The organism is Caballeronia sp. LjRoot34, from assembly GCF_964253815.1.
Classification (GTDB): domain Bacteria; phylum Pseudomonadota; class Gammaproteobacteria; order Burkholderiales; family Burkholderiaceae; genus Caballeronia.
On sequence record NZ_CAXUSB020000001.1, the window covers coordinates 1,337,557 to 1,363,230 of the forward strand.

Consider the following 25,674-nt stretch of genomic DNA (forward strand, 5'->3'; position numbering starts at 1 on the left):
CTGCGGGCGTTGTGTGTATTTCAGCACAGGTGCTCGCTTAAGCATCCACATCCGCGACGTACCGGCAGGGAAGTGTCATGGCGAAGGGTGCATCTCCATGAACGCGAACCCTACTGACCCCGATAAATTCACCGCATATCAGCCGTTAGCAATGCACGCGATTGACGCATACGGTGGTAAGTTTCTGGTGCGCAGCGGGCGGAGCGAGGCGTTTGAAGTATCCATTCGCCCACACTCGGTCGTACTCGAGTTCGTCGACACCATTCGTTGACGACGAGACTGCCACACAATGGAATCACTCCGCTCAATATGAAGCGGCGCGCCACGTGAGAGCGGGCGCAGCAGAACTGAACATGATGGTCGTAGAAGGCCTCTGAAGCCGGGCGTTCGCGCCCCGGCGAGATGTTAAAACCGACCTGCTGTCTGACCTGATTCAACGTCATTTCTTGAGGAAACCATGAGTGCTATCGTAGATATCATCGGTCGCGAGATTCTCGACTCGCGAGGCAACCCCACCGTCGAATGTGACGTCCTGCTGGAGTCGGGCACGATGGGCCGCGCTGCGGTGCCGTCGGGCGCATCCACCGGATCGCGCGAAGCGATCGAATTGCGCGACGGCGAAGCCGGCCGCTATGGCGGCAAGGGCGTGCTGAAGGCAGTCGAACACATCAATACCGAAATCTCCGAAGCCATCATGGGCCTCGATGCATCGGAACAGGCCTTCCTGGACAAAACCCTGCTCGAACTCGACGGCACCGACAACAAGTCGCGCCTGGGCGCGAACGCCATGCTGGCTGTGTCCATGGCGGTTGCAAAGGCTGCAGCAGAAGAAGCCGGCTTGCCGCTGTACCGCTACTTCGGCGGCTCGGGCGCCATGCAATTGCCCGTTCCCATGATGAACATCGTGAACGGCGGCGCACACGCGAACAACAGCCTGGATATCCAGGAATTCATGATTGTCCCGGTCAGCCAGCCGACTTTCCGCGAAGCACTGCGTTGCGGCGCTGAAGTATTCCACGCGCTGAAGAAGATCCTGAGCGACCGCGGCATGAGCACGGCGGTGGGCGACGAAGGCGGTTTCGCGCCGAACTTCGGCAGCAACGACGAGTGCTTGTCGACCATCGTCCAGGCGATCGAAAAGGCGGGTTACCGCGCGGGCGAAGACGTCTTGCTTGCTCTGGACTGCGCGGCAAGCGAGTTCTACCACGATGGCAAATATCAGCTCGCGGGTGAGGGTTTGCAGTTGTCGTCGGCGGAATTCACGGATTACCTCGCGACGCTCGCCGATAAATTCCCGATCGTTTCGATCGAAGACGGCATGCACGAAAGCGACTGGGACGGCTGGAAGATTCTCACCGATAAACTCGGCAAGAAGATCCAGCTCGTGGGCGACGACCTCTTCGTGACGAACACGCGCATCCTGAAAGAAGGCATCGACAAGGGCATCGCCAATTCGATCCTGATCAAGATCAATCAGATCGGCACACTGACGGAAACCTTTGCAGCAATCGAAATGGCGAAGCGCGCGGGTTACACTGCGGTCATCTCGCATCGTTCGGGCGAAACTGAAGATACGACGATTGCAGATATTGCGGTCGGCCTGAATGCTGGTCAGATCAAGACGGGTTCGTTGTCGCGTAGTGACCGGATCTCGAAGTACAACCAGTTGTTGCGCATTGAAGAAGATCTCGGTGACATCGCGAGTTATCCGGGTAAATCGGCGTTCTACAATCTGCGCTAAAGCTTCGGCCGGATTGGGACGTTAGTGAGTCCGGACGGTTGTCGATTTACTCAGTCCGCTGCCTCGTGTTCTTTTGAATCTGGGGCAGCGCCAAATACAGTTGCAGTGTTAGCGTTTTTCTCGCCTCTTAAATGCGGATTGTCACCTCTGTTCTGATCCTGCTGCTGGCGATGATCCAGTATCCACTGTGGTGGGGACACGGCGGCTGGTTACGTGTCCACGAACTGCAGCAGCAATTAGTCAACCAGACAAAGAAAAACGCCGACCTGAAACTGCGTAACGAACGCGTGCAGGGTGAAGTGGCGGACTTGCAGAACGGCACATCGGCTGTTGAAGAGCGCGCGCGTTACGAGATGGGGATGATGAAGGACAGCGAGGTCTTCGTGCAGTTCGTCTCGCCGAATTCGCCGGCGCCTGCTAACTCGGTGAACGCGCAATCGAGTGCTTCCACGCGCGGGCAAGTGTCCGCCGCGCCGTTGCGTGTAGTGCCTAATCCGGTGTCGCGTTCGAAGGAAGAGCGCCGGGCGTTCGAACGGCAAGCGACGAAGGACAAGATGGACGCGGCGAAGAAGAAGCAGGGCGGTTAACGCGCGGCGCGTCATTCGAAGTAATCGACCGGCAACGGATGTAAAAAAAGCTGTTTCAACGTGAGTTGAAACAGCTTTTTTATTGCGCTTGGCCACTTTGCAGCGAACAACGCGCGTCTGAGACGCTACCAATAATACCCAGGATATCCGTAGCCAAAGCCCGTTCCCCATCGGTTACCCCAGCCACCGCTCGAATATCCGCCATACACCGTAACCGGCGGCCGATAGTACTGCGAGTAGGCCTGGGCGGCCGCCTCTGCAGCCATTGCCTGCTGCTGCTCGGCCAGCACTTGCCGGTCGATCTGGTTATAGCGTTGCTGCTCGGCCTGCGAAAGCGGCTGCGGCGCCTGGTTCTGCGCGGCCGGCAAGCGGCTGTAAATGGGCGAGGGCCCCGGCGGATCCATCATGCAGCCGCCGAGAGCGAGCAGCGTCGCGCCGGACAACGCCACGGCCAGTTTCTTCGATATACATCCCAAGGATTTCATTTCGACCTCCAGCGGGCCGGACACTAAACGGAACCGGATCATGACACGCCGCGGCACAGCAGAGGGTCATCCTGCGACCTCTTGTTACAGAGAGCCAGAGACCGCAGTTGGATTTAATGCCGTTGATCCGGCGCCGGACTCACACCCTGGGAGAGTTCTCCAGCCACAAAAAGTTGCGCCACGTCCACGGGATCGAACTCGTAGCGCTGGTTGCAGAACTCGCAGTGCACCTCCACGCTCCCGCGTTCTTCAACCACGCTGTCCACTTCGCCGCGTCCCAGCATCTTGAGCATCCCGCCCACTTTCTCGCGCGAACACGTGCATTCGAAACGCGCTTGCGCCGGCTCGAAATGTTGCACGTTTTCCTGCCAGAAGAGCCGCTTGAACACCACTTCCGGTTCTTCCTTCAGCAACTCCTCGTTCGAGAGCGTACCGCCGAGGTGGCATACGCGCTGCCATGTATCGGCGTCGTGTTCGCCCGGATGCGGGACGATACCGCCATCGCCGGGAAGCTTTTGCAGCAGCATGCCCACGGCGCGCTCGGTGTTCGCGGCGAGCCACATGCGCGTGTCGAGTTGCTCGGAGTGGTGCATATAGTGTTCAAGCACTTCCGCCATCGACGCCAGCGGCCCATGCTCGCCGCTCAACGGCACGATGCCCTGATAAGCCTGCTGCCCGGGCTTCTTGTCGCGCGGATCGAGCGTGATCACGCAGCGGCCCTGGCCGTTGCGGTTGAGCAGGTCGGGGAGCGTCATGTCATCCGTGATCGGTACGGGTGCTTCGCTCGCGCCTTCAATGGATTCCGCCAGCTTCGCGGTTGCCCGCAGCGACAAGTCCGAATTGCATTGCACGACAAGCATGGTCACCGGCCCGTCGCCATAGATCTGCATGATGAGCGTGCCGTCGAACTTGAGATTCGCCGACAGCAGCGCGCACGCGGCCATCATTTCGCCGAGCACGTTGCGCACGGGCGTGGGGTACGAGCGGCGCGTGAGTACTTCCTGCCAGGTGTCACGCAGCGAGACAATTTCGCCACGCACGGGCGCCGCGTTAAACATGAATTTTTGCAGCTGGTCGTTAACCACGCTTGAGTCCTTTGATCGACGGCATAACGCGTGTCAACCGGCGTTCAGCCGATCCGCACGAGTTGCGCCTTGTAAAATTCGCGGCGGTCCGCGTAACCACGCGTCCCCGCCTGCATCTGGGCAATATCCGCTTCCGTGAGCTCGCGCACGGCTTTCGCGGGTGTACCGAGGATCAGGGTATTGTCTGGGAAGGTTTTACCTTCGGTCACCACGGCGCCCGCGCCAACCAGGCAGTTGCGGCCGATTACCGCACCATTCAAGACCACAGCCTGAATTCCGATCAGTGCGCCTTCCTTGATCGTGCAGCCGTGCAGCATGGCCTGATGGCCGATCGTCACGTTGGCTTCAATGGTCAGCGGATAACCCGGGTCGGTATGCAGCACCGCGCCTTCCTGGATATTGCTGCCTCGGCCAAGCACGATCGGCTCGTTGTCGCCGCGCAGGGCGGCGCCGAACCAGACGCTTGAGTTTTCTTCCAGCGTCACACGGCCGATGATGGTCGCCGTATCAGCGACAAATACGCTTTCGTGGATGGTCGGGGCGGCGTCGCCGAGCTTATAGATTGCCACTGTGTCTCCTGTGAGGGCCTGACTTGAGCCATGATGCCCGGATTGGCCGGCTGGCCTGGGGCTGCGGGCATACCGGTACCGTCGATGCTATAGACTGCGGCGCGCGGCCGCCTCAAGCCAAAAATCTTCCGTGGAAAGTGCTATTTTAGCCGGTTGCGCAAAAGCGACGTGCGGCCCGGCTTTTACACGACTGATCGATGGGTTCTGAAACGGCAATTCCAAAACCGGCGTTTCTGAACCGGCCTGCCCGGGCGGCGGCGCCCCCGGCGGGGTTGCCAGCCAACCGTTACCGTTTAAAAGCACCCCATAAGTAACCCAAGGCAAACCGGAATCATGTCCGAACAGCTCGATTATTCTGCGTCCAATGGCGTCCGGCCGACCGCCCTGGCGTTGCTCCGGGAGCGCGATCCCGCCGCCAAGGCGCGGGCTACCCAGCGTTTCTACGAGCGTTTGCTATCGGGGGACACCACGCTCGACGCCACCACCCACATTCCCGATCCGCTCGATTTGCCGGGCCGCCCGGCGTCGCCGGAACTGGTCGCGCCGTCATCGCTGAAACGCCGCAGCATGCAGTCGGACGCAGGGCGTGCGGTGTTGCTGCACGCACTGGCGCATATCGAGTTCAACGCGATCAACCTCGCGCTCGATGCCGTCTGGCGTTTCCCTTCCATGCCCGACGCGTTTTATCGCGACTGGTTCAAGGTCGCGGCCGAGGAAGCGCGCCACTTTTCGTTGCTGAGCGCGCGTATGGCGGAATTCGGTCATCGGTATGGCGATTTTCCCGCGCACGATGGCCTGTGGGAAATGGCGGAGCGCACGCGTGGCGACGTGCTCGCCCGCATGGCGCTCGTGCCGCGCACGCTGGAGGCGCGCGGCCTGGACGCTGCGCCGCCCATTCGCCGCCGCCTGGCTCAAGCGGGCGACCACGCATCGGCGGCCATTCTCGATGTGATTCTCCACGATGAAATCGGCCACGTGCTGATTGGCAATCACTGGTTCCGGCACTTGTGCAGCGAGTCCGGCGCCGATCCGCACGCCACCTACGCGCAACTCGCCGAGCAATATCACGCCCCCAAACTACGCGGTCCGTTCAACTTCGAAGCGCGTCGCGACGCTGGTTTCGACGAAGCCGAATTACGCGCGCTCGCAGGTCTGGACCCGATCGATTCGATTCAAGCTGTCCCCAATCCCCGATGACCCTCCTCAAAGTGCCCATTTCCGAATTCGTCACCACGCGTGGTACGCGGCTGCATGTGCGCCGATGGGGATCGCCCGACGCGCCCACATTGTTCATGCTGCATGGCTGGATGGATATTTCGGCATCGTTTCAATTTGTCGTCGATGCCCTCGCCGGTGACTGGCAGGTGATCGCGCCCGATGCGCGCGGCTTCGGGCTGTCGGACTGGCCGGTCGCGCGGGGCGAGAGCAGCCATTACTGGTTCCAGGACTATCTGGCGGATCTGGATGCGCTGCTCGACCATTACGACAACATTGCGCCGGCGTCGCTGCGTGGCGAGCCCGTGAACCTGGTGGGCCACAGCATGGGCGCGAACGTTGTTTGCCTGTACGCGGGCGTGCGGCCGGAGCGGGTGCGGCGCGTGGTCGATCTTGAGGGGTTCGGCATGGCAGCCACCAAGGCGGAGCGTTCGCCCGCACGGCTCGGGCAATGGCTGGACGATTTGCGCGCGCCGCCAACGCTCAACACCTACGCCACGCTCGATGACGTCGCCCAGCGGCTGATCCGCACGAATTCGCGCCTGCCGTTGGCGAAAGCACGTTTTTTAGCCCAGCAGTGGGCCAAGCCCGACGATACCGGCCGTTTCCATCTGCTCGCTGACCCCGCGCACAAAATACGCGGGCCGTTGCTGTACCGGCTGGACGAGGTGATGGCCGTCTGGTCGAAGGTGCGGGCGAAGGTCCTGCACGTTGAAGCGCTGGCTTCGCCGACCCTTGCGATGATCGCGGGCGAGGTTCCAATCGACGAATTCAAGCAGCGTTTCAAGGCTTTCACCGACTGGCGCGAGGAGATCGTCGATCACGCCGGCCATATGCTTCATCACGATCAGCCTGAGCGGGTGGCGGCGCTGATCGAGACGTTTTGTGCCTGAGCCCGGCGGTCCTGGATCGTGCAATGGAACGATCGGTCAGCGATGTAACCCGTTTGACGCGTTGCAGTAGAATGATAATTAATTCCCAGAGCTTCCATGATGAACGCCGACCTGCATTGCCACTCCACCGTTTCTGACGGCCAACTCGCTCCAGCCGAGGTTGCCGCGCGCGCTCACGCGGGCGGTGTGACGCTGTGGGCGCTCACCGACCACGATCAGCTTGGCGGCCAGCGCGAGGCGCGTGAAGCTGCGCAAGCGCTCGGCATGGGGTATCTGGGCGGGGTGGAGATTTCGGTGACGTGGGCGGGGCGGACGGTGCATATCGTCGGGCTGAACGTGGATGCTGAAAACCAGGGGCTGATCGACGGCCTGGCAGCCACGCGCAGCGGTCGCCAGGCGCGCGGTGAAGCCATAGGCGAGGCGTTAGCCAGCATCGGCATCCCGGGCGCCTATGAAGGCGCGCTGCACTATGTGAATGATCCAGCCATGATCTCGCGTACGCATTTCGCACGCTATCTGGTCGAAAAGGGCTACGCGGAATCGACCTCGGACGTGTTCTCTAAATATCTCGGCGACGGCAAGCCGGGTTATGTCGGCCATCGCTGGTCCAAACTGGCCGACGCCATGAAGTGGATCAAGGCGGCGGGCGGCGAGGCGGTGATCGCCCATCCCGGACGTTATGATTTCTCGCCAGTCGAATTCGCCGCGTTTTTCGATGAATTCATCCAGCTCGGCGGCCGCGCTATTGAGGTCGTGACGGGTAGCCACACGCCGGACCAGTATCGCGAATACGCGGATGTCGCGCGGCGATACGGCTTTCTCGCATCGCGCGGCTCGGATTTCCATGCGGCAGGCGAAGGGCGTATCGACCTCGGCCAGTTGCCGCCGCTTCCCGCCGATCTCAAGCCCGTGTGGGAGTGCCTGGTTTAAAAGGTGTGCTGCGAAGGTGCGCCGCGCGGCCTTATATAGCGCCGCGTTGAACCGCGTGAAAAAGCTGCGCACGATCCTTGGTCTTCATCCACTTCTGTTTGTCGCGCAACTGCGTGCATTTGCGGGTATTCTCGCGTGTCCGCATGGGTACCGCCCGGCGCTTTTTATCTGAAATCTGGCTTAAATACAGCTTGAATCCAGTTTGAAGCCGCGGGGTTATGCCTGATGCGTAAAACATAAAAATGCAACGCGAGCGCCCAGCGTCTTGGCGCCGGTTGGCAGCAAGCTTTCGGACAACCTATCTACGTCATCTGGTCATGTCTCAATTCTTTCGAATTCATCCTGACAACCCGCAGCCGCGCCTGATCAACCAAGCGGTGCAGATCATCAATGATGGCGGCATTGTCGCGTTGCCGACCGATTCCAGCTACGCGCTCGCGTGTCATCTCGACGACAAAAACGCCGTTGAGCGGATCCGCCGGATTCGCGGACTCGACGAGAAACAACTGCTCTCGCTGCTGGTGCGCGATTTATCGGAACTGTCGAATTTCGCCATCGTCGATAACCGCAACTATCGTCTGATCAAATCGGTTACGCCCGGCCCTTACGTGTTTGTGCTTCAGGCGACGAAGGAAGTGCCCCGGCGCCTGTCGCACCCGTCGCGAAAGACGATTGGCCTGCGTGTGCCGAATCACGCGATCACGCTCGCGCTGCTCGAAGCGCTGGGTCAGCCACTGCTCGGCTCGACGCTGATCCTGCCGCCCGACACCCATCCGCTCAACGACCCCGAAGAGATTCGCCAGCGGCTGGAAAAACAGATCGACCTGGTCATCGACGCCGGTGCGTGCGCGATGGAACCCTCCACGGTGATTGACCTGACCGGCGACGAACCCGTGCTGGTGCGTCCCGGCCGAGGCAGTCTGGAACCATTTGGCCTTACCGCTGAAAACGCCTGAAAAACCCCGCACGATGACACAATAGGCAGTGAGTTTGCGTTCGGGCGAACAGCCCCGGGCGCAAACTCACTGCCTCGACGCTCGCGCCCCATCGCCCTGGGCGAACGCCAAACCGTCCGCCAACGAGTGGCGCCACAACTGCTTGATACAATAGCGAGCTATGGATTCCTCCCTGATACAAACCATCGCGGTCTACGCGCTCCCCGTGATCTTCGCGATCACGCTGCATGAGGCCGCTCACGGCTATGCGGCCCGCCTGCTGGGCGACAACACGGCTTACGTGCTCGGCCGCGTGTCGCTCAACCCAATGCGCCACATCGACCCCGTCGGTACGCTCGCTATTCCGTTGATCCTGTATTTCGTCACGAGCGGCGCGTTCATGTTCGGTTATGCGAAGCCAGTGCCGGTGGCGTTCGGCAACCTGCGCAATCCGCGTTGGGGCAGCTTGTGGGTCGCGGCTGCCGGACCGGCAAGCAATTTCGTCCAGGCGCTGATCTGGGGCGTGATCGCGGTGCTGCTGGCGTCGTTCAATATCGATGAACCGTTTTTTACGCGCATGGCGGCAGCCGGCGTTGGCGTGAACCTCGTGCTCGGTGTGCTCAACCTGTTCCCCTTGCCGCCGCTCGACGGTGGACGTGTGCTCATGGCGCTGCTGCCCGTGCGCGCGTCGATCATGCTGTCGCGGCTTGAACCTTATGGTTTTTTCATCGTGATGGCGCTTGTCATGACCGGCACTTTGACGCGTTTCTGGCTCGGGCCGCTGGTGAGCGCCGGGTATGTCGCGGTGTCGGCCGTCCTGAATCCACTTGCCTCGCTTTTACAATAAATCCATGTTCCCTGACCGTATCTTCTCCGGCATGCGGCCGACCGGCTCGCTGCATCTAGGCCACTATCACGGCGTGCTCAAGAACTGGGTGCGGCTGCAGTCCGAGTACCCGTGCTTTTTCGCGGTCGTCGACTGGCATGCGCTGACGACCCACTACGAAACGCCTGAAGTCATCGAGAAGAACGTCTGGGAAGTGCTGATCGACTGGCTCGCGTCCGGCATCGATCCGGCGCAGGCCACGCTCTTCATCCAGAGCCGCGTGCCCGAACACGCCGAGCTTGCGCTGCTGCTCGGCATGAGCACGCCGCTTGGCTGGCTCGAACGCGTGCCGACCTACAAAGAGCAGATCGAGAAGCTGAAGGAAAAGGATCTGACCACGTACGGCTTTCTTGGTTATCCGGTGCTGATGGCGGCAGATATCTTGCTGTATCGCGCGTCGCTCGTGCCGGTCGGCGAGGACCAGGTGCCGCACGTGGAAATGACGCGCGAGATCGCGCGACGCTTCAATTATCTGTATGGGCGTGAGGCGGATTTCGAAGAGAAAGCACTCGATGCCGCGAAGAAACTCGGCGGCAAACGCGCGAAGCTTTATCACGAACTGCGGGTTGCGTATCAGCAGGAAGGCGACGACGAAGCGCTCGAACAGGCGCAGGCTATGCTGCAGGAATCGCAGAGCCTGTCGATGAACGATCGCGAACGGCTGTTCGGATACCTGGAAGGTGCGCGCAAGATCATCCTGGTCGAGCCGCAGGCGTTGCTTACCGAAGCGTCGCGCATGCCGGGCCTCGATGGCGCGAAGATGTCGAAGTCGTATGGCAACACCATCGGCCTGCGTGAGGACGCCGAGACAATCGCGAAGAAAGTGCGCACCATGCCGACCGATCCGGCGCGGGTTCGCCGCACCGATCCCGGCGATCCGGACAAATGCCCGGTGTGGCAACTGCATCAGGTCTATACCGACGAAACCACGCACAAGTGGGTGCAGACGAACTGCCGCAGCGCGGGAATTGGCTGCCTTGAATGCAAGCAACCGGTGATCGAAGGCATTCTGCACGAGCAGCAACCCATGCTGGAACGCGCGCAGAAATACATGGACGATCCGTCGCTGTTGCGCGCGATCGTGGCCGACGGTTGCGACAAGGCGCGCAAGTTTGCGGTAGAGACCATGCGCGACGTTCGCGACGCAATGGGCCTCTCGTATAACTGATGACCGAGATGTCAGCGCCTGAAAAGTCACCCACGCCACCCACCACCGTCAGTGCATGGATCGAGCAGTGGTCGCATCTGGTGGAGCAGGGCGGCGCGGTACTCGACGTCGCGTCGGGCAATGGCCGCCATGCGCGTTATTTCGCGCTGCGGGGGCACCCGGTCCTGGCGCTGGATCGCGATGAAACCGCATTGGCAAGCCTCGCTGCCGTGCAGCATGTCACCACGCGCTGCGCCGATCTGGAAAACGCAAGCTGGCCGCTGCGGGACGACGAGAAATTCGCTGCGGTCGTGGTGACGAATTATCTCCATCGGCCGCTGTTCCCCTATTTATTCGATGCCCTCGCGCCCGGCGGCGTGCTGCTGTACGAGACCTTCGCGGCGGGCAACGAACGGGTTGGGTTTGGCAAGCCGTCGAATCCGGACTTCCTGCTCAATCCCGGCGAACTGCTCGACGCCGTGCGGGGCCGCTTGCGGGTCATCGCTTATCAGGATGGTTTTATCAACGCGCCGCGCGCATCCTGCGTACAGCGTATTGTCGCTGCCGCCCCATTGCGGCCCCCGCCAACAGGCCTTACGGAACGTAACAATGCATCAGATCCCGTTCGTTACGTACTGCAGGGCTAATCCGCTACAATCGCGGTTTACCGACCAATTTCATAGCGTTTCATGACAAACGGAACACACGGCGGCATCCAGATCCGCGGCAGCATTCCTGCCATCGTTACCCCGATGCACGAGGACGGTAGTCTCGATCTGCCGGCGTTTCGAAAACTGATCGACTGGCATGTTGAAGAGGGCACGAACGGCCTCGTCGTGGTCGGCACCAGCGGCGAATCGGCCACGCTGTCAGTGGACGAACATATCCTGATGGTGAAAACCGCCGTAGAACATACGGCCAAGCGTTTTCCGATCATCGCAGGCGCGGGCGGCAACTCCACGTCGGAGGCGGTCGAGCTGGCAAAAGCGGCGAAGGAAGTCGGCGCCGACGCCACGCTGCAAGTAGTCCCTTACTACAACAAGCCGACGCAAGAAGGCATGTACCAGCACTTCCGCCGAATCGCGGAATCCGTCGACCTGCCCGTCATCCTGTATAACGTTCCGGGCCGGACCGTTGCGGACATGAACCACGACACCGTGCTGCGTCTCGCCGACGTGCCGGGCATCGTGGGCGTGAAAGAGGCAACGGGCAATATCGACCGTGCGGCAAACCTGATCAAGTACGCGCCGGCGCATTTTGCGATCTACAGCGGTGACGATCCGACCGCGATTGCATTGATGCTGCTCGGTGGCCACGGCAACATTTCGGTGACGGCGAACGTCGCGCCGCGAGCGATGAGCGAACTCTGCCGCGCGGCGCTTGCCGGCGACGCGATTACCGCGCGCAAGATTCACCTGAGCTTGCTGTCGCTGCACAAGCAGATGTTTTGCGAGTCGAATCCGATTCCCGCGAAGTGGGCGCTTGCTGCGCTCGGGCGCATGGAAAGCGGGATTCGTCTGCCGCTGACGCCGCTCGACGCGCGCTACCACGACGTCGTGCGCGACGCGTTGCGCGAAACAGGACTTCTGGCCTGACGGCCGGCGGCGAGGCGCATTTAAAACATGCGCCTCACTGCAATGCAGTGGTTTCGGCCTTATTACCGTTTGGCCAGCCAGCGAGTGTCATCAACCCGTCGTTCATCGACCCGTTCCCGGCTTAGCTTCCAGGCAACGCGCATTCAGCATCACGAAGGACCTCATGAAACGTTCCGCCTTATTCAATCACGCTCGCACCCTGAGCGTGCTGTCGCTTGGAATCGGCACGCTGATCTCGCTTGCCGGTTGTGACACGTTGAACGACTGGCTCGCGCCGGATCGGGTCAATTACAAGGGTGCTGAAACGGCGCCTACGCTGGCCGTGCCATCGGATCTCAGTACCGCGGACATTAGCCAGCGTTATGCCGCACCGCCCAAGCTGAATACGCTTGGCGGCGCCGCGCCGCGGGCGCTTACGCCTGCAGGTAACGCAACCGTGGGCGTGCCGACGCCGCAAGACCCGTTCGGCATGCACGTGGAGCGTGATGGCGATCGCCGCTGGCTAGTCGTCGATGGCCGTTCCCCCGACCAGCTCTGGCCGCAGTTGCAGGAGTTCTGGGAGGAGAACGGTTTCACGCTCAAGACCGATGCCGCCGCTACCGGCATCATGACGACCGACTGGGCCGAAAATCGCGCGAACATTCCGGACGACTGGTTCAGGAAGAGCATCGGCAAGCTGGTCGACTTCGCGTATTCATCGGGTACACGCGATCAGTTCCGTACGCTGGTCGAGCGCGGTTCGAGCGGTTCCACCGACATCTCCATCAGCCACAGCGCGATGGAAGAAATGCTGACGGGCCAGGACAAGACCTCGTCGAAATGGGTCGAGCGGCCGCGGAACCCGGCTCTCGAAGCCGCGTTCCTCGCGAAGCTGATGGAGAAGTTCGGCCTCACTGACGCGCAGGCGAAGCAACTGTTGACCGATGCAACCCCGGCGACTGCTACGGCAAGCGTGGATCCGACCGGTGGCCCGTCCACGCTCGATCTCTCCGAGCCGTTCGACAGCGCCTGGTTGCGTGTAGGACTTGCACTCGACCGGACGAACTTCACCGTCGACAATCGGGACCGCGCGAAGGGCCTGTATTACGTGCGCTTCTCAGACTCCATGCAGGAGTTGAAGAAGGACGGATTGCTCGGCAAGTTCTTTGGCGGCGGCGCACCCAAGCCTTCGCGCGAGTTCATGGTCAACGTGCGTCCGAAGGCCGATACGATTACGGAGATTGCCGTGGTCGACGCCAATGGGTCGGTGGATACATCCACTGACGCGCAACGGATTGTTGCGTTGTTGCACGCGCAGTTGAACTAGGTTTTCGCCGATGCGTTTTGCCAGTCTCGGCAGCGGCAGCGAAGGCAACGCGTTGCTGGTCGAGTCGGTCAGCGGTACGACTACTACGCGCGTGCTGCTGGATTGTGGTTTCTCCGCGAAGGAAGTCGAGCGGCGCCTGGCGCGGCTCGACGTGCGGGCAGACCAGATCGACGCCATTCTTATCACGCATGAGCATGCGGATCACATTGGCGGCGCGCTGACGCTGGCGCGCAAATGGTCTATTCCGTTGCACATGAGTTGGGGCACGGCACGCGCAGTGGGTGCCGATGACGCGCCGGTAGATCTTCGGGTGCTCTGGGGCGACGAGAGCGTGGTGGTAGGGGACCTGGAAGTGCTCCCTTATACTGTGCCCCACGACGCGCGCGAGCCTCTCCAGTACGTGTTCTCGGACGGCACAAGCCGTTTGGGCGTCCTGACGGATGTCGGGGGCGCTACTGCCCACATCACGAATGTACTGAGCGGTTGCGATGCCTTGGTGCTCGAGTCGAATCACGATGTCGAGATGCTCGCGACAAGCCGCTATCCAGCGTCGCTCAAGGCGCGGATTGGCGGTATGCATGGACACCTCAACAACGACGCTGCAGCAGGGATTCTCGCAGCGCTCGATCGATCGAAGCTGCGCCATCTGGTGGCCGCTCACCTGAGTCAACAGAACAACTTGCCTGAGTTGGCCCAGGCGGCGCTGGCCGCCGTGCTGGGTGGCATTCCGGCCGATGTCGTGGTGGCTACGCAAGCCGATGGGTTCGACTGGCTGTCGTTATGACGCCACTTTGCGTTTCCCTATAGCGCGCTGCATAAACACTGCATAAACACTGCATAACGCCGCATAGTGGCATTCCGCGTATTCACGCCAAGAACCAGCAGACATAAAAAAACCGGCCCTCGGGCCGGTTTTTTCATAAGCCTCTCAGAATGACATCCTGCGAGGCTTATTGCGGAGGCTTCGTTTTCAGCTAGATGAAACAGCTAAAAGAGCGGAAAACTAGACCCCTGACTAGGTGCTTACTGGCTTGCACCCGAAGCAGGAGCAGCTGCAGAAGCTGCGTCCGTTGCCGATGCAGCAGCGGCAGTTGCGTCGCTTGCAGCAGCCGTAGCGCTCGAAGCTGCGTCGCTAGCAGCAGCTGCAGAATCCGAAGCAGCTGCAGCAGGTGCCGAAGCAGCCGAGGTATCGCTAGCAGCAGCCGAGGTATCGCTAGCAGCGCCCGGAGCAGCCGTATCGCTAGACTTGTTGCATGCAGCAAGCGCAACAGCAGCCAACAGGGATGCTACGAGGAGAGATTTCTTCATGATCACGTCCTTTTATGGTTAAAGGTAAGCAACAGCGCAAAGTACCGGTAATGTGTGCTCCAACACCGACCCGGGCCGTTGTGGACTCACATTATGTATGTCTGTGAGACTTCCTACGGCTTGGGCGGAAATTATATGCACTTTCGTATCGACCGTCGATAAATCAGGGGACAATACGTTGTCTTTCTCATACATTTCAACCCGCGGAACAGCAAGACAGGCCAAACACTAGGCGTTTGCGTCGACTTGTATCCAGCCCGCACAATACCACTCGTGTAGTAGCACTGTCATTGACGAATCGCCTGAGAGTGTTACAAAGCGTTTCCCCTCCAAATACCGTTTGTCGGCGAGTTCAGGAAGCCATTTCTTGAGCTTTCCCGACAATAAATCCTGCTCGCCATTCATAAAATAAGCGTGCTTGTCATAAAGCAGCCCGGTCTTTTTATCGAGCTTCAAACCGGACTGTTTCGCGCGTTCGATAAACCGGGTCTCATTCAAAGGGCGCCGCGGCGGATCGAATACAACATTAGGCTTCGGTTCGCTCAGGTACGTTCCGAGAAACGAAGCGACGTCCTTCTCATTCCATTCAATGTTCGCAAGGATCGCGCCAACCCGTTCGATCATGAGCGGTGGCAGTAACGCCGGGTGGCTGACCGCCGGCTGCGAGGGGTCGCGGTAGCGTTGTGCGCCAGCCTTGGCGCTTTTTGCGCCAGTGCTGCCGGCATCGTCCAGGCGCTCCGCGAGGTGATACAGGAACTGGCCTGACAATTCGCTTGCAGAAGGTGCCCGGAAGCCGATCGAGGCGGTCATGCACTCGCCTTCTGCCACACCGTCATGAGCGATGTGAGGCGGCAAATAAAGCATGTCGCCCGGTTCCAGCACCCACTCCTCGTCTGCTTCGAAGTGCTGTAAAACTTTCAACGGCAACCCCTCTTTTAGCGAGAGATCGCGCTGGGCGCCGAAGCGCCAGCGCCGTTTGCCGTGGATCTGCAACAGGAACACGTCGTAGGAATCGAAGTGCGCACCCACGCCGCCGCCGTCGGTGGCGTACGAAATCATGAGGTCATCGACGCGGGCGTCGGGGATGAAACGGAAGCGATCCAGCAGCGCGCGCGCACGGTCGTCGTGCAGGTTCACCCCTTGCACGAGTAACGTCCAGTCACGCTTTTTCACAGATGGCAATTCGTCGGGCGCAAAAGGCCCGTGCTCCATTGCCCAGGACTTGCGAAAATGCGTGATAAGGCGCGATTCTGCGTCTTCGCTGTCGGCGAGTTCGAACAGTTCGTCGCGGGATAGCGGCGCTTGAATGTCAGGAATCGCCTGACGGATCAGGAGCGGTTTTTTCTGCCAGTACCGGCGCATGAATTGCGCTGGCGTGAGGTTGCCGAGCAGGGTTGAAGGTTCGTCGGGAAGCGGCACCGCGAAAGGACTTGAGGGAACGTTGGGGGACCGCGTTGGCATCGTATAATTGAGGCTTGTATCTTGGAGAATCCAATGAAAATCGCAAAAGACACCGTCGTATCAGTAGCCTATAAGCTCTCGGACGCTCATGGCAATCTGATCGAGGAAAGCGACGAGCCGATGGTCTATCTGCACGGCGGCTATGATGGCACGTTCCCCAAGATCGAGGAAGCACTCGACGGTCAGGAAGCCGGCTATCAGACGCAGTTGCAGCTCGAACCGCAGGATGCGTTCGGCGAGTACGATCCCGATCTCGTGAAGGTGGAGGCGCGAGGCCGCTTTCCGGAACCGCTCGAAGTCGGCATGCAGTTTGAGGGCACCCCGGAAGACGGCGAGGACGAACTCGATTCGCTGATCTACACGGTCACCGACGTGGCTGAAGATAAGGTCGTGCTCGACGGCAATCATCCGCTGGCGGGCATGGCGCTGCGCTTCGCGCTGAACGTGCAGGAAGTCCGGGAAGCCACCGAGGACGAGAAGGAACATCAGCACGCGCATGGCCTTGACGGTCTCGAAGTCCTCGACGAGGACGACGAAGATCCGGGCAAGGACGCTGGCCCGACCTTGCATTGAGGCGTGTGCAGGGGATGAGCCCAGGCGATGTGAAACAAGGCGCAGGCAGGTTGCTGCGCCTTTGTTTTATTTTTCGCGCGGTTGATCCGTGAACGGGCTTATTGGCCCGTGCCTGCGCCCGATGCGCCGCTCGTGGGACTCGCCGGTTCCGGCAGGATTGGCGGCAGGTTCGCGGGCGAGTTCAAGTTCAGTGTCGGCGGTACTGAAGACGCGGGCACGCCGGTGTCTGGTTGAAGTGCCGGCGCGGAATGTTGCATTTGCTGCGGCGGCTGCACTGGCTGCATCTGCTGGAAAAACGATGACGGCCCGGGGGTCTCGTTTTCAACGCCGGGGATCGAAGAAGGCGAGGAAGATGGCGAAGGTGCCGACGACGGTATTGGCGAAGACCCGGGCACGGTCGGCGCCGGTGCTTGCCCGGGCGCCACCGGCCGCACGATCACGTCGCGTACGCGCACCCGAAAGGGCGGCCGCCAGGCGAAGTCGGACTCCACCTCCAGCCATTGCGATTGCGGTTTCTTCAAACCGATCGCGATGCGCGTCAGATTGGCGACCACCGTGCCTTTGTCGTTGCGCAGCGGCTGGTCGATGCGAAAACCCCTGGGTATCGGTGTATCCGACATGTGGATCACGATCACGGGTCCGCGAAACAATTCGGCAGCTTTGACAAGGCTGCGCTTGAGTTCGAGAAAGCCATCGCGCAACGGTTCGCCGCGAGAAAAGTGCAGCCATGCGAAACGATCGCGACGCTCGTAACGCGCGAAGTCGGGGTCACCCTGCAGGATCACGACGACCGCACGCATGTCCGAACGCCGCGCGGTTTCAACGGCATGTTCCAGCCAGAACGCGTTGGCGACGGAACGGTCCTCGAATTCTCCGTTGCGCCCACCCGCGGTCAGATAGTGATTGTTTGGCGCGGGCGCGTTCAAACCAATGAACGCGATATCGCCGGTTTGCCATCGGACATTTTCGCGGAACGGCCGAAAGCGAGCGACATCGCTTTCGCGGATCACGTTCATAGGCGTCTGACCGAGCGAACTTGAGTCGCCGAAGAACAACTGGCGGATGAAATCCAGCCGCTCGACCGGATCGTAACTGCCTGCTTGCGCGAGACCGCAAGATGCCCAGTCGCTGCCACCGGGCAGCAGGACGACCGGTTTGCGGGAGCTATCGAAGATTTGCTGGCGCGTGTTGTAGAGCGAATCCCGGCACGGTTCCGTTTCGCCTTTGAGGTTGCCATCGTAGACGATGAACGACGTGTTTCGTTCTTGCCCGATGGCGTTGATCAGATGCTGGAGCGCAGTTTCGCCGGCGGGCTTGTCGAGTACATTAGAAGCAATCGCGAATGTCAGCGGTGTGACCGGCGCGAGTGGCGGCGCTTCAGCTTGGGCGCGCTGCGGTCTCCCGGCCAGCAGGAAGAGGGCGCATAAGCCAGTAACGATGACGCGGGTGCGCACCATGCGTCGCGCGCCCGGCCAGCCGGTGGCAAAGTCCGCTTTAACGCGACGCATCCAGAGCGTTCGACGCCAGCTCATGTAGTTCGTAGAGCAGATCGAGTGCGTCGCGTGGTCGCAATTCGTTCGGATCGATTGCGCGCAGCCGGTCGAGCGCGGGGTGCGGTGGCGCTTCGACCGGTTCGTCACGTTCGTAGGCGTCGGCTATCTCCACAACGGGTCCCGCGAACAGATCGAATTGCGGCGACGGCTGGCCGATCGACTGCTGCTCCAGATGCGCCAGATGTTTCCTTGCAGCCTTGATGACGGCCGGTGGTACGCCCGCCAGTTGCGCCACCTGCAAGCCGTAGCTCTGGTTCGCCGGACCTTCGCTTACCGAGTGCAGGAACACGATACCGTGGTCATGTTCGACCGCCGACAAATGCACGTTTGCTGCCTGAGCAAACTCAGCCGGCAACTGCGTCAGTTCGAAATAATGCGTCGCGAACAACGTATGGCAGCCGTTATGCGACAGCAGATGCCGTGCGATGGCCCATGCGAGCGCGAGGCCGTCGAACGTGGACGTGCCGCGGCCGATTTCGTCCATCAGTACAAGACTCGACGGCGTGGCGTCGTTGAGAATGGCCGCCGCTTCCGTCATCTCGACCATGAAGGTGGAACGGCCGCCGGCGAGGTCGTCGGCGGCGCCGATGCGCGTAAAGATCCGGTCGACTGGTCCAAAGCATGCGCGTTTCGCGGGCACATAACTGCCCACGAAAGCCAGTAGCGCGATCAATGCGGTCTGTCGCATGAACGTCGACTTACCGCCCATGTTCGGTCCGGTGATCAGCAGCAGCTTGCGCTCGGTATTCAAGCAACAATCGTTTGCGATGAACTGCTCGACCTGCGCTTCCACTACCGGGTGCCGCCCTTGCTCGATATCGATACCTGCATCGGCCGCGAATGCCGGGGCGATCCAGTCGAGCGCGAGCGCCCGTTCCGCGAACGCACCAAGCAGGTCGAGTTCAGCGAGCGCCGCCGCCACGCGCTGGCAGTCGCCAATGTGCGGCAACAGGGTTTGCAGCAGCGCGTCGTAGAGCAAACGCTCGCGGGCCAATGCCCGGTCCTGCGCGGACAGCGCCTTGTCTTCGAAGGTTTTCAACTCCGGCGTGATGTAACGCTCGGCGTTCTTCAGTGTCTGGCGACGGCGGTAGTCATCGGGAACCTTGTCCGTCTGACCGCGCGTGACTTCGATATAAAAGCCATGCACCTTGTTGTATTCGACCCGCAGGTTCGCGATGCCCGTTCGCGTGCGTTCACGGGTTTCCAGGTCGATCAGGAACTGGTCGCAGTTCTCGGAGATATCGCGGAGCTCGTCAAGGTCGGGGTCGTAACCGCGCGCGATCACCCCACCGTCGCGGATCAGCGCCGCGGGTTCCGGCGCGATTGCGCGGCTCAGCAGCGCGAGGCATTCGGGCGGCGGCTCGAGTGATATGTCGATACGTTCAAGCGATGCCGCATTCATCTTCACGGCGGCAAGCCGTTCGCGCAGTTGGGGGAGTGCAGCAAAGGTATCGCGCAGGCTGGAGAGATCGCGCGGCCGGGCCGACAGCAGCGCCAGCCGTCCCGTAATCCGTTCGATATCCGAAATCTGCCGCAAAGCTGCGCGCAAACCATCCAGGCTCGCGGTTGCAGGCGCGTCCAGCAATGCGCCAATTGCACGCTGTCGGCTTTGCGCGATAGTGAAGTCGCGAGGCGGATGATGTAGCCAGTGCCGCAGCAGACGGCTGCCCATGGTCGTGCAGCATGTGTCCAGCAGCGAGCACAACGTGGGCGATTCCGTTCCGCGCAAGGTCTCGGTCAGTTCGAGATTACGCCGCGTGGCCGGGTCGAGACCAATGTACTCCGACTCATACTCCACCTTCAGGCTGCGCACGTGCCGCAGCTGCTGGCCCTGGGTGGCGGCTGCGTACAGCAGCAGCGCGCCGGCGGCGCCGCACGCGCAGGTTAGCGAGTGCGCACCGAAGCCGTCGAGGCTGGCGACATCGAGTTGCTCACGCAGACGTTGCGTGCCCGATTCGATATCGAAATGCCACGCGGGCGCCCGTGTTGTCGCCCCTGCGTTTGGTACTTCGAACGGCGCGTTGGTCGTAGAAAACGAGTCAGCCACCAGCGTTTCCGCTGGTCGAATGCGCTCGAGCGCCGCGCTCAGTTGATCGGGCGCGACTTCGGCGAGGCGCAATGCGCCGCTCGCCAGGTTCAGCCACGCCAGGCCGACGCTCGTGAGCACGCCGCGGCGGTTATGCGCCGGGCAGAGCGCTAACAGGAAGACGTCGTTTTTGTCCGAGAGAAGCGCGGCATCAGTCAGTGTTCCGGGCGTGACTACGCGCACGACCTTGCGCTCGACCGGTCCCTTCGATGTCGCCGGGTCGCCGATCTGCTCGCAAATAGCGACGGATTCGCCAAGCTTCACGAGCTTCGCCAGATATTGCTCGCACGAATGATGGGGGATGCCGGCCATCTTGATCGGGTTTCCGCCAGACGCCCCGCGTTGTGTCAGCGTGAGGTCGAGCAGGCGCGAAGCTTTGACGGCGTCGTCGAAGAATAGCTCGTAGAAGTCGCCCATCCGGTAAAACACGAGCGTGCCGGGATGCTCCCCTTTGATGCGCAGATACTGCTGCATCATGGGAGTATGGTGCGACAGATCGACCGCGGCACCGGGTTCCTGCGCGGCGGGGCCCAAGTCTTGAGCGGTAGACGAAACGGAGATATGCGTACCCATCTTGCGTGCGTGAATGTGCGAAAGTCCTAAGGGCACGAGTGTACCGCGTTGGCTGGTCGCGGGAATGTCAGCCGACTGGCTAACACGGCATGGAACGTTATTTCCCTGAGCGTGGCCAGTACGGTTGACCATCACAAAACGGCGCCTGGACAAGAAAAAGCGCTGGAAATGCCGGCGGTTTTACTCCTTCGGGAATCTCAAGCAAGACGAATCGCGGTCACCCCGTTGGGAATCAGACCAGCAGGGCGGGTTCTGCAACGGCGTCGAGCGGGGAGAACCGTCGAAAGGGTGGTTGCATGCCAAGGGTCACATTACCCTCTGTACTATCGCATCGGCGCTAGCCGTTGCAGCCGTGGCGAGCGCGAGGCTTACCTCGGAATGGATCAGATAGTCGGCTTTCACGCGGGCGTCGATCAGCGGACGGAGCTTTTTGCTAAGCGCTTGGGAGACAAAGTAATTGTCGTTTTGTTTGCTGCATGTCGGATTTGCCAACTGAGCGATCAACTGCTGATGGCGTCCCCGCGCGGCGCCCACCGATCCTGGCGCGGAAAGCGCATTGTGAAACGCATTGGCAGCATGAAATGCGCCGTAGTACGCGCGACTGCACACCGCGCGATACTGCGGCTCGCCCAAGGCCTGCTTCAGCAACTCAGCAGCGCAGTCAACCAGCTCTCGGGGCGTGGAACTCAAGATGCCACCGCTTCGAAGACGACGTCGAATGCAACGTTCTTGTTGATGCCGGCTTTATCTTCTGCTCTCGCCAATTCCACGTTCATGTCGAACGCTTTTCCGGCCCCCACGGGTACCGCGAGAGAATAAGTGACGCCGCTAAAAAAATCGTCCGCCGAGGTTACGAGCACTGACACGTTCGGACGGATTTGATGACGTCGAAGGACCACGCCTGCCACGTCGAGCTGCCGTCCAATCTGTTGATCCGAAACTCCGGCATGACGAAGGATGGCGTCGGCCTTCATGACTTCCTGGACTTGATTCTCACCCCATTTGATGCGCATTTCTCTAGCCCTCTCAATGAACGAAGCTGCTTGCCCAATCGCGCCGGCTTTATAGCCGTCCTCAAGCAGCAGTGTGAAGTAACCCGTTTTCGGATGTCCTATGGCCGTGTAAAGGCTCTGGGCGGCAGAAAACAGGCCGAGGTTCAAGCGAGTGATCATCCAGTTTTCACGGTTCGAACCGGAGTTTCCCAGTCGAACGCTGTTCGCAAATGCGATTTCAGTTCCTGCCGTGTCTCCAGCGAGACCCTTCCATGCGCCGGCTGCTTCCCAAGCAGCGCACGCGTCTACCTTCATTAGTGAATCAATCTCGTTCTTGATCTCCCGCCATTCGCGCACGAAAGGCGTCAACTGCGATGAGTTGAAGTAGTGCGAAGTTGTTGACTGGAGAGCGTTGATCCGGTCGAAAATTTGCGCTGTCTTTGGTTGAGCTATCGCTTTCATTAGTCCTACTGTGCTGACGTCAGGAGCGTACGCTGGTTGGGGATTCTTCGCCTGTCAAACTGAGACGTGTGAAGAAATAAATTTTTTGCTTATCCGTGCAAGTTGTTCTTGACAGCTTCTACGGGCGGTAGGACCAGGTATTGGGCGTGTTAAAAGTGCTGCGGACGTGTGGTCGTTCGATCGCGGAAGTGCCAAGACATAAGGCTAGCGCGTTGGCGCGGTGTGGTAACCCTGACTGGATGGCTAACGCGGGAACAGGCGCAACTTCCACTTGTGCGCGCAGACCGCAGACCCAGACGTTAGGGGCCGCTAAAAAGCGTGCGTCCAAAAGCAAAAACGCCGGCATGCCGGCGTTTTTGCTTTACCTCGGAATCCAACGCAAGGCCGATCAGGATCTTCCCGCCAGAAATCCGACCAGCAGCGCAAGCCCTGCCACCGCGCCCAGCGTATGCCACGGCTTGTCGTGGACGAATTCATCGGCGTAACCGGCGGCGTCGTTCAGCCGTCCGGCAATGGCGGAAGACGAACCGTCGAACTGGGCGCGCGCCGTCTTCAGCTTGGCTTGCAAGTCTTTGCGCAGCTTGTCCACGTCGATGTCTTTCGCATCGCGGATCGAGCTGTCGAGGTCGTCGAGCAGGCCGCGCAACTGCGTGCTGGCGGTATCGACCGCGTCGCTTGCGCCCTGAACCGCGCGATGGCCCACTTTGGCCGCGCCATTGATGTTGCTATCGAGTGTGGAACGTGTGAACAGACCCATTTGCAGCTCCTTTGACGTGTCGTTTGTTTGTTTCAGACCATGCTCCTCGCGTTTCAATCCACACACTCCGCGGAGAGCGCGGCTTTCTTGCCGGCCGAACAAAGCATGCAGCAGATTCCATTCCCGCACCCTGATCCGCGTCACTCCGTCACTCTTCAACCAGCGCGCCCAGATCCACGGTCCGCTCATTGCGGGCATGGCGCCGCATGGCAAGCCACATCATCACGCAGATAAACACGCCAAACACCACGATAATCCATTCCACCGGCAGATTGGTCGTCAGCAAAAGCGCGTACGCGCCGAGCATCGACAAAACGGCGAGGTTCTGGTTGAAATTCTGAACTGCGATGGATGCCCCGGCGGACAGCAGCGTCGCACCGCGATGCTGCAGGATGGCGTTCATCGGCACGATGAAAAAGCCTGACAGCGCGCCCAGCAGAATCATCAGCGGATACGCGCCCAGGATAAAAAGTGGCACGAACAGCGGGCCGATATGCACGCCGGAACCCGCCGGAAACAGGTCCTTGTTATAGAACGCCATGCCGACAGCCACGGCACCCGTCACCACGCCGATCGGCAGGACCTTGAGCGAACTGCGCAAGGGCACCCACGCGGCGGCCGCACTCGCGCCCACCGCAATACCGAGTCCCGTCACGCCCTGCAGCACAGCCGCTTTCGATAACGACAAACCCAGGTTCGCCGCCGCCCATTTGAGCACCAACAGTTGCAGCGTGACCGCCGCGCCCCACAGCAAGGTGGTGACCCACAACGCGATCTGCGCCAGCTTGTCGCCCCATAACACCTTGAATGCATGGGTGAAATCGCCGACGAGCTTTGACGGTTCCTTCAGCCGGTTGGGGTATCGCGCGCCGGTATCCGGAATGCCGATATTGATTAGCGCGGCCGCTGCATAAACCACCATGACGGCGAACATGGCGGCGTCGGCGGCCGAGCGGATCAGTATCAGATGTGCGCCGCTCACAAAGTGCTGAACGTACTGGCTGACCAGCGCACCGCCGATCACAGTGCCGAGAATCGTCGATCCGACTGTTGCCGATTCAAGCCACGCGTTGGCCGGGATGAGCTTTTCGGGCGGCAGAAGCTCGGTGAGGATGCCGTACTTCGCCGGGGAATACGCTGCGGCGCCGAGACCGACCACCCCATAAGCGATCATGGGATGCACGCCGAGGATCATCAGCGCGCAGCCACCGGCCTTCAACGCGTTGGAGACGAACATGACGTAGCGTTTCTGGATGGAATCGGCGAATGCGCCCACGAACGGCGCGAGCAGCACGTACGACACCGTGAAGAAAATCTGCAAAAGCGGTGTGACCCACGACGCGGAATGCATCACCGACAGCATTGCTATGGCGGCGATCAGCAGCGCGTTGTCGGCGAGCGACGAAACGAACTGCGCGGCAATGATCGTATAGAAGCCTTTTTTCATTAGATGGAGAGCAACGGCGGCAGAAAGGATGAGGAATGCCGCGGACGGCTAGCAGGACACTTTAGCGGAGCCGGCGACGACGCGCAGAATTGCGCGGGGAAAGGTCAGGCTTTCGGGTGCTGGCAGCGTGTTTCGGCAGGGGTGCGAAAGCCGACTGGAAGCCGCTGCGATGCCCCTCACGGAGCTTGGCTCGGAGGACTGCGCGCTCAAACAAAAAAGGCGGCCGCAGCCGCCTTTCTTCAACCCGCTTTTCCCTCGTTACGCGCTCTGGCGCGTGGTGGTGAAGGGATCGAGGATCTTGATCATCTGCGCGTAGACCTTCGGATTGCCCGCGACGATCTCGCTCTTGTGCAGGAAATCCGATTCACCGGTGTAGTTACCCACCAACCCGCCCGCTTCGGTGATCAGCAAGCTGCCCGCCGCCACGTCCCATGCGTGGATGCCTTGCTCGAAGAACGCATCGAGCCGGCCTGCCGCCACATTCGCCAGATCCAGCGCGGCCGCGCCGGGGCGGCGCAAGCCGGCACAGGCTTCGGTCATCTGCGAGAAAAGTTTCGCATACGCGTCGAGGCCCGCGCCGTCGCGGAACGGGAAACCCGTGCCGACGAGCGCATCGCCGAGGCGATCCAGTTTTGCCACACGAATGCGCCGCTCGTTCAGATAAGCGCCGCTGCCGCGCGACGCGGTGAACAGGTCGTTGCGGGTCGGGTCGTACACGACCGCTTGCGTGATGATGCCCTTGTGGGCGAGCGCGATGGAGACGCAGTAATACTGGAAGCCGTGGATGAAGTTGGTCGTGCCGTCGAGCGGATCGATGATCCACTGGAACTCCGAGTCCTTGTCCTGCACGCCCGATTCCTCGGCGAGGATGGAGTGCTTCGGATAGGCGGTGGTCAGCGTTTCGATAATCGCTGCCTCGGAGGCCTTGTCGACTTCCGTCACGAAGTCGTTATGCTGTTTTTTGCTGACCTGGATGCGATCCAGGTCCAGCGACGCGCGATTGATGATCTGTCCGGCGCGGCGAGCGGCCTTGACAGCAATATTGAGCATCGGATGCATGAAAATAGTCCTTTGGCCGGCGACTGCGC

General features: G+C 60.8%; 27 protein-coding genes. 15 read left to right on the forward strand and 12 right to left on the reverse strand.

The window, feature by feature from the left end; translation table 11 throughout:
• The first annotated feature begins 97 nt into the window (after nucleotides 1-97).
• The 4 genes from ACSQ36_RS05840 (at nucleotide 98) to ftsB (ending at nucleotide 2,328) form a co-directional block, all read left to right on the forward strand.
• Nucleotides 98-271, forward strand: a complete 174-nt coding sequence (locus tag ACSQ36_RS05840) for a DUF1330 domain-containing protein (RefSeq protein WP_436181205.1) — start codon at nucleotides 98-100, stop codon at nucleotides 269-271.
• Nucleotides 213-377, forward strand: a complete 165-nt coding sequence (locus ACSQ36_RS05845) for a DUF1330 domain-containing protein (RefSeq protein WP_436181206.1) — start codon at nucleotides 213-215, stop codon at nucleotides 375-377. Before ACSQ36_RS05840 ends, ACSQ36_RS05845 begins: the two co-directional genes overlap by 59 nt.
• A gap of 80 nt (nucleotides 378-457) precedes the next feature.
• Nucleotides 458-1,741, forward strand: a complete 1,284-nt coding sequence (eno, locus tag ACSQ36_RS05850) for a phosphopyruvate hydratase (RefSeq protein WP_213763281.1) — start codon at nucleotides 458-460, stop codon at nucleotides 1,739-1,741.
• 131 nt (nucleotides 1,742-1,872) lie between these two features.
• Complete coding sequence (ftsB, locus tag ACSQ36_RS05855; RefSeq protein ID WP_213763279.1) at nucleotides 1,873-2,328, forward strand: cell division protein FtsB; 456 nt, start codon at nucleotides 1,873-1,875, stop codon at nucleotides 2,326-2,328.
• Nucleotides 2,329-2,453: 125 nt separating this feature from the next.
• Here the strand turns inward: ftsB and ACSQ36_RS05860 are convergent, their stop codons facing one another.
• The 3 genes from ACSQ36_RS05860 to ACSQ36_RS05870 all read right to left on the reverse strand — a co-directional run bounded on the left by ACSQ36_RS05860 (nucleotide 2,454) and on the right by ACSQ36_RS05870 (nucleotide 4,467).
• Nucleotides 2,454-2,813, reverse strand: a complete 360-nt coding sequence (locus tag ACSQ36_RS05860) for a hypothetical protein (RefSeq protein WP_436181207.1) — start codon at nucleotides 2,811-2,813, stop codon at nucleotides 2,454-2,456.
• 113 nt (nucleotides 2,814-2,926) lie between these two features.
• A complete protein-coding gene (locus ACSQ36_RS05865; RefSeq protein ID WP_256983812.1) occupies nucleotides 2,927-3,898 on the reverse strand; it encodes an Hsp33 family molecular chaperone HslO in 972 nt (323 codons plus the stop codon).
• A gap of 44 nt (nucleotides 3,899-3,942) precedes the next feature.
• Nucleotides 3,943-4,467: a gamma carbonic anhydrase family protein gene (locus tag ACSQ36_RS05870; protein WP_436181208.1), complete on the reverse strand. Its 525-nt coding sequence runs from the start codon at nucleotides 4,465-4,467 to the stop codon at nucleotides 3,943-3,945.
• Nucleotides 4,468-4,800: 333 nt separating this feature from the next.
• Between ACSQ36_RS05870 and ACSQ36_RS05875 the strand changes: the two genes are divergently transcribed.
• The 10 genes from ACSQ36_RS05875 to ACSQ36_RS05920 all read left to right on the forward strand — a co-directional run bounded on the left by ACSQ36_RS05875 (nucleotide 4,801) and on the right by ACSQ36_RS05920 (nucleotide 14,158).
• Nucleotides 4,801-5,664 carry a ferritin-like domain-containing protein gene (locus ACSQ36_RS05875; RefSeq protein ID WP_436181209.1) on the forward strand — a complete coding sequence of 288 codons (864 nt, stop codon included), beginning with the start codon at nucleotides 4,801-4,803 and terminating at the stop codon, nucleotides 5,662-5,664.
• Entirely contained in the window at nucleotides 5,661-6,575 is a 915-nt protein-coding gene (locus tag ACSQ36_RS05880; protein WP_436181210.1) for an alpha/beta fold hydrolase, read from the forward strand. The genes ACSQ36_RS05875 and ACSQ36_RS05880 overlap by 4 nt, the downstream gene beginning before the upstream one ends.
• A gap of 99 nt (nucleotides 6,576-6,674) precedes the next feature.
• Nucleotides 6,675-7,505, forward strand: a complete 831-nt coding sequence (locus ACSQ36_RS05885) for a 3',5'-nucleoside bisphosphate phosphatase (RefSeq protein WP_213763529.1) — start codon at nucleotides 6,675-6,677, stop codon at nucleotides 7,503-7,505.
• 317 nt (nucleotides 7,506-7,822) lie between these two features.
• Nucleotides 7,823-8,461: an L-threonylcarbamoyladenylate synthase gene (locus tag ACSQ36_RS05890; protein WP_213763271.1), complete on the forward strand. Its 639-nt coding sequence runs from the start codon at nucleotides 7,823-7,825 to the stop codon at nucleotides 8,459-8,461.
• A 160-nt stretch (nucleotides 8,462-8,621) separates the two neighbouring features.
• Entirely contained in the window at nucleotides 8,622-9,287 is a 666-nt protein-coding gene (locus tag ACSQ36_RS05895; protein WP_213763269.1) for a site-2 protease family protein, read from the forward strand.
• Between the two features lie 4 nt (nucleotides 9,288-9,291).
• The gene (locus ACSQ36_RS05900) at nucleotides 9,292-10,494 is read left to right on the forward strand and encodes a tryptophan--tRNA ligase (RefSeq protein WP_213763267.1); all 1,203 of its coding nucleotides are present in this window, start codon (nucleotides 9,292-9,294) and stop codon (nucleotides 10,492-10,494) included.
• On the forward strand, nucleotides 10,494-11,120 hold the full coding sequence (locus ACSQ36_RS05905) for a class I SAM-dependent methyltransferase (protein WP_436181211.1): 627 nt from the start codon (nucleotides 10,494-10,496) through the stop codon (nucleotides 11,118-11,120). Before ACSQ36_RS05900 ends, ACSQ36_RS05905 begins: the two co-directional genes overlap by 1 nt.
• A gap of 42 nt (nucleotides 11,121-11,162) precedes the next feature.
• A complete protein-coding gene (gene dapA, locus ACSQ36_RS05910) occupies nucleotides 11,163-12,068 on the forward strand; it encodes a 4-hydroxy-tetrahydrodipicolinate synthase (protein ID WP_213763263.1) in 906 nt (301 codons plus the stop codon).
• A 163-nt stretch (nucleotides 12,069-12,231) separates the two neighbouring features.
• Nucleotides 12,232-13,374: an outer membrane protein assembly factor BamC gene (gene bamC / locus ACSQ36_RS05915; RefSeq protein WP_213763261.1), complete on the forward strand. Its 1,143-nt coding sequence runs from the start codon at nucleotides 12,232-12,234 to the stop codon at nucleotides 13,372-13,374.
• A 10-nt stretch (nucleotides 13,375-13,384) separates the two neighbouring features.
• The gene (locus ACSQ36_RS05920; RefSeq protein WP_213763259.1) at nucleotides 13,385-14,158 is read left to right on the forward strand and encodes an MBL fold metallo-hydrolase; all 774 of its coding nucleotides are present in this window, start codon (nucleotides 13,385-13,387) and stop codon (nucleotides 14,156-14,158) included.
• A 239-nt stretch (nucleotides 14,159-14,397) separates the two neighbouring features.
• Here ACSQ36_RS05920 and ACSQ36_RS05925 read toward each other — a convergent pair whose 3' ends face one another.
• Both ACSQ36_RS05925 and ACSQ36_RS05930 read right to left on the reverse strand, forming a co-directional pair.
• Entirely contained in the window at nucleotides 14,398-14,682 is a 285-nt protein-coding gene (locus ACSQ36_RS05925; RefSeq protein WP_255631249.1) for a hypothetical protein, read from the reverse strand.
• 228 nt (nucleotides 14,683-14,910) lie between these two features.
• On the reverse strand, nucleotides 14,911-16,143 hold the full coding sequence (locus ACSQ36_RS05930; RefSeq protein ID WP_436181212.1) for a JmjC domain-containing protein: 1,233 nt from the start codon (nucleotides 16,141-16,143) through the stop codon (nucleotides 14,911-14,913).
• Nucleotides 16,144-16,176: 33 nt separating this feature from the next.
• Here ACSQ36_RS05930 and ACSQ36_RS05935 point away from each other — a divergent pair, with 33 nt between their 5' ends.
• Nucleotides 16,177-16,716 carry an FKBP-type peptidyl-prolyl cis-trans isomerase gene (locus ACSQ36_RS05935; protein WP_213777323.1) on the forward strand — a complete coding sequence of 180 codons (540 nt, stop codon included), beginning with the start codon at nucleotides 16,177-16,179 and terminating at the stop codon, nucleotides 16,714-16,716.
• Nucleotides 16,717-16,814: 98 nt separating this feature from the next.
• On the opposite strand, the gene ACSQ36_RS05940 is transcribed toward ACSQ36_RS05935, so the two are convergent.
• The 7 genes from ACSQ36_RS05940 to ACSQ36_RS05970 all read right to left on the reverse strand — a co-directional run bounded on the left by ACSQ36_RS05940 (nucleotide 16,815) and on the right by ACSQ36_RS05970 (nucleotide 25,645).
• Complete coding sequence (locus ACSQ36_RS05940) at nucleotides 16,815-18,248, reverse strand: hypothetical protein (RefSeq protein WP_436181213.1); 1,434 nt, start codon at nucleotides 18,246-18,248, stop codon at nucleotides 16,815-16,817.
• Nucleotides 18,211-20,928, reverse strand: a complete 2,718-nt coding sequence (gene mutS, locus ACSQ36_RS05945; protein ID WP_436183100.1) for a DNA mismatch repair protein MutS — start codon at nucleotides 20,926-20,928, stop codon at nucleotides 18,211-18,213. The genes ACSQ36_RS05940 and mutS overlap by 38 nt, the downstream gene beginning before the upstream one ends.
• 306 nt (nucleotides 20,929-21,234) lie before the next feature.
• The gene (locus tag ACSQ36_RS05950; protein WP_436181214.1) at nucleotides 21,235-21,618 is read right to left on the reverse strand and encodes a hypothetical protein; all 384 of its coding nucleotides are present in this window, start codon (nucleotides 21,616-21,618) and stop codon (nucleotides 21,235-21,237) included.
• On the reverse strand, nucleotides 21,615-22,382 hold the full coding sequence (locus tag ACSQ36_RS05955; RefSeq protein WP_436181215.1) for a hypothetical protein: 768 nt from the start codon (nucleotides 22,380-22,382) through the stop codon (nucleotides 21,615-21,617). The genes ACSQ36_RS05950 and ACSQ36_RS05955 overlap by 4 nt, the downstream gene beginning before the upstream one ends.
• Before the next feature lie 388 nt (nucleotides 22,383-22,770).
• A complete protein-coding gene (locus tag ACSQ36_RS05960) occupies nucleotides 22,771-23,139 on the reverse strand; it encodes a DUF883 family protein (protein WP_089165653.1) in 369 nt (122 codons plus the stop codon).
• A gap of 148 nt (nucleotides 23,140-23,287) precedes the next feature.
• Nucleotides 23,288-24,586: a lysophospholipid transporter LplT gene (gene lplT / locus ACSQ36_RS05965; protein WP_436181216.1), complete on the reverse strand. Its 1,299-nt coding sequence runs from the start codon at nucleotides 24,584-24,586 to the stop codon at nucleotides 23,288-23,290.
• A gap of 258 nt (nucleotides 24,587-24,844) precedes the next feature.
• Nucleotides 24,845-25,645 (reverse strand): inositol monophosphatase family protein, encoded by an 801-nt coding sequence (locus ACSQ36_RS05970; RefSeq protein ID WP_213763250.1) that lies wholly within the window; start codon nucleotides 25,643-25,645, stop codon nucleotides 24,845-24,847.
• Nucleotides 25,646-25,674 lie beyond the last annotated feature (29 nt).

Excerpts from the sequence above, each read along its gene's own strand:
- ACSQ36_RS05860 (WP_436181207.1), bottom strand. The coding sequence starts at position 2,813 with ATGAAATCCTTGGGATGTATATCGAAGAAACTGGCCGTGGCGTTGTCC.
- eno (WP_213763281.1), top strand. The coding sequence starts at position 458 with ATGAGTGCTATCGTAGATATCATCGGTCGCGAGATTCTCGACTCGCGA.
- ACSQ36_RS05905 (WP_436181211.1), top strand. The coding sequence starts at position 10,494 with ATGACCGAGATGTCAGCGCCTGAAAAGTCACCCACGCCACCCACCACC.
- dapA (WP_213763263.1), top strand. The coding sequence starts at position 11,163 with ATGACAAACGGAACACACGGCGGCATCCAGATCCGCGGCAGCATTCCT.
- ACSQ36_RS05895 (WP_213763269.1), top strand. The coding sequence starts at position 8,622 with ATGGATTCCTCCCTGATACAAACCATCGCGGTCTACGCGCTCCCCGTG.
- ACSQ36_RS05840 (WP_436181205.1), top strand. The coding sequence starts at position 98 with ATGAACGCGAACCCTACTGACCCCGATAAATTCACCGCATATCAGCCG.
- ftsB (WP_213763279.1), top strand. The coding sequence starts at position 1,873 with ATGCGGATTGTCACCTCTGTTCTGATCCTGCTGCTGGCGATGATCCAG.
- ACSQ36_RS05930 (WP_436181212.1), bottom strand. The coding sequence starts at position 16,143 with ATGCCAACGCGGTCCCCCAACGTTCCCTCAAGTCCTTTCGCGGTGCCG.
- ACSQ36_RS05970 (WP_213763250.1), bottom strand. The coding sequence starts at position 25,645 with ATGCATCCGATGCTCAATATTGCTGTCAAGGCCGCTCGCCGCGCCGGA.
- ACSQ36_RS05890 (WP_213763271.1), top strand. The coding sequence starts at position 7,823 with ATGTCTCAATTCTTTCGAATTCATCCTGACAACCCGCAGCCGCGCCTG.
- ACSQ36_RS05955 (WP_436181215.1), bottom strand. The coding sequence starts at position 22,382 with ATGAAAGCGATAGCTCAACCAAAGACAGCGCAAATTTTCGACCGGATC.
- ACSQ36_RS05880 (WP_436181210.1), top strand. The coding sequence starts at position 5,661 with ATGACCCTCCTCAAAGTGCCCATTTCCGAATTCGTCACCACGCGTGGT.
- mutS (WP_436183100.1), bottom strand. The coding sequence starts at position 20,928 with ATGGGTACGCATATCTCCGTTTCGTCTACCGCTCAAGACTTGGGCCCC.
- ACSQ36_RS05960 (WP_089165653.1), bottom strand. The coding sequence starts at position 23,139 with ATGGGTCTGTTCACACGTTCCACACTCGATAGCAACATCAATGGCGCG.
- ACSQ36_RS05920 (WP_213763259.1), top strand. The coding sequence starts at position 13,385 with ATGCGTTTTGCCAGTCTCGGCAGCGGCAGCGAAGGCAACGCGTTGCTG.
- ACSQ36_RS05925 (WP_255631249.1), bottom strand. The coding sequence starts at position 14,682 with ATGAAGAAATCTCTCCTCGTAGCATCCCTGTTGGCTGCTGTTGCGCTT.
- lplT (WP_436181216.1), bottom strand. The coding sequence starts at position 24,586 with ATGAAAAAAGGCTTCTATACGATCATTGCCGCGCAGTTCGTTTCGTCG.
- ACSQ36_RS05875 (WP_436181209.1), top strand. The coding sequence starts at position 4,801 with ATGTCCGAACAGCTCGATTATTCTGCGTCCAATGGCGTCCGGCCGACC.
- ACSQ36_RS05940 (WP_436181213.1), bottom strand. The coding sequence starts at position 18,248 with ATGAGCTGGCGTCGAACGCTCTGGATGCGTCGCGTTAAAGCGGACTTT.
- ACSQ36_RS05935 (WP_213777323.1), top strand. The coding sequence starts at position 16,177 with ATGAAAATCGCAAAAGACACCGTCGTATCAGTAGCCTATAAGCTCTCG.
- ACSQ36_RS05885 (WP_213763529.1), top strand. The coding sequence starts at position 6,675 with ATGAACGCCGACCTGCATTGCCACTCCACCGTTTCTGACGGCCAACTC.
- bamC (WP_213763261.1), top strand. The coding sequence starts at position 12,232 with ATGAAACGTTCCGCCTTATTCAATCACGCTCGCACCCTGAGCGTGCTG.
- ACSQ36_RS05900 (WP_213763267.1), top strand. The coding sequence starts at position 9,292 with ATGTTCCCTGACCGTATCTTCTCCGGCATGCGGCCGACCGGCTCGCTG.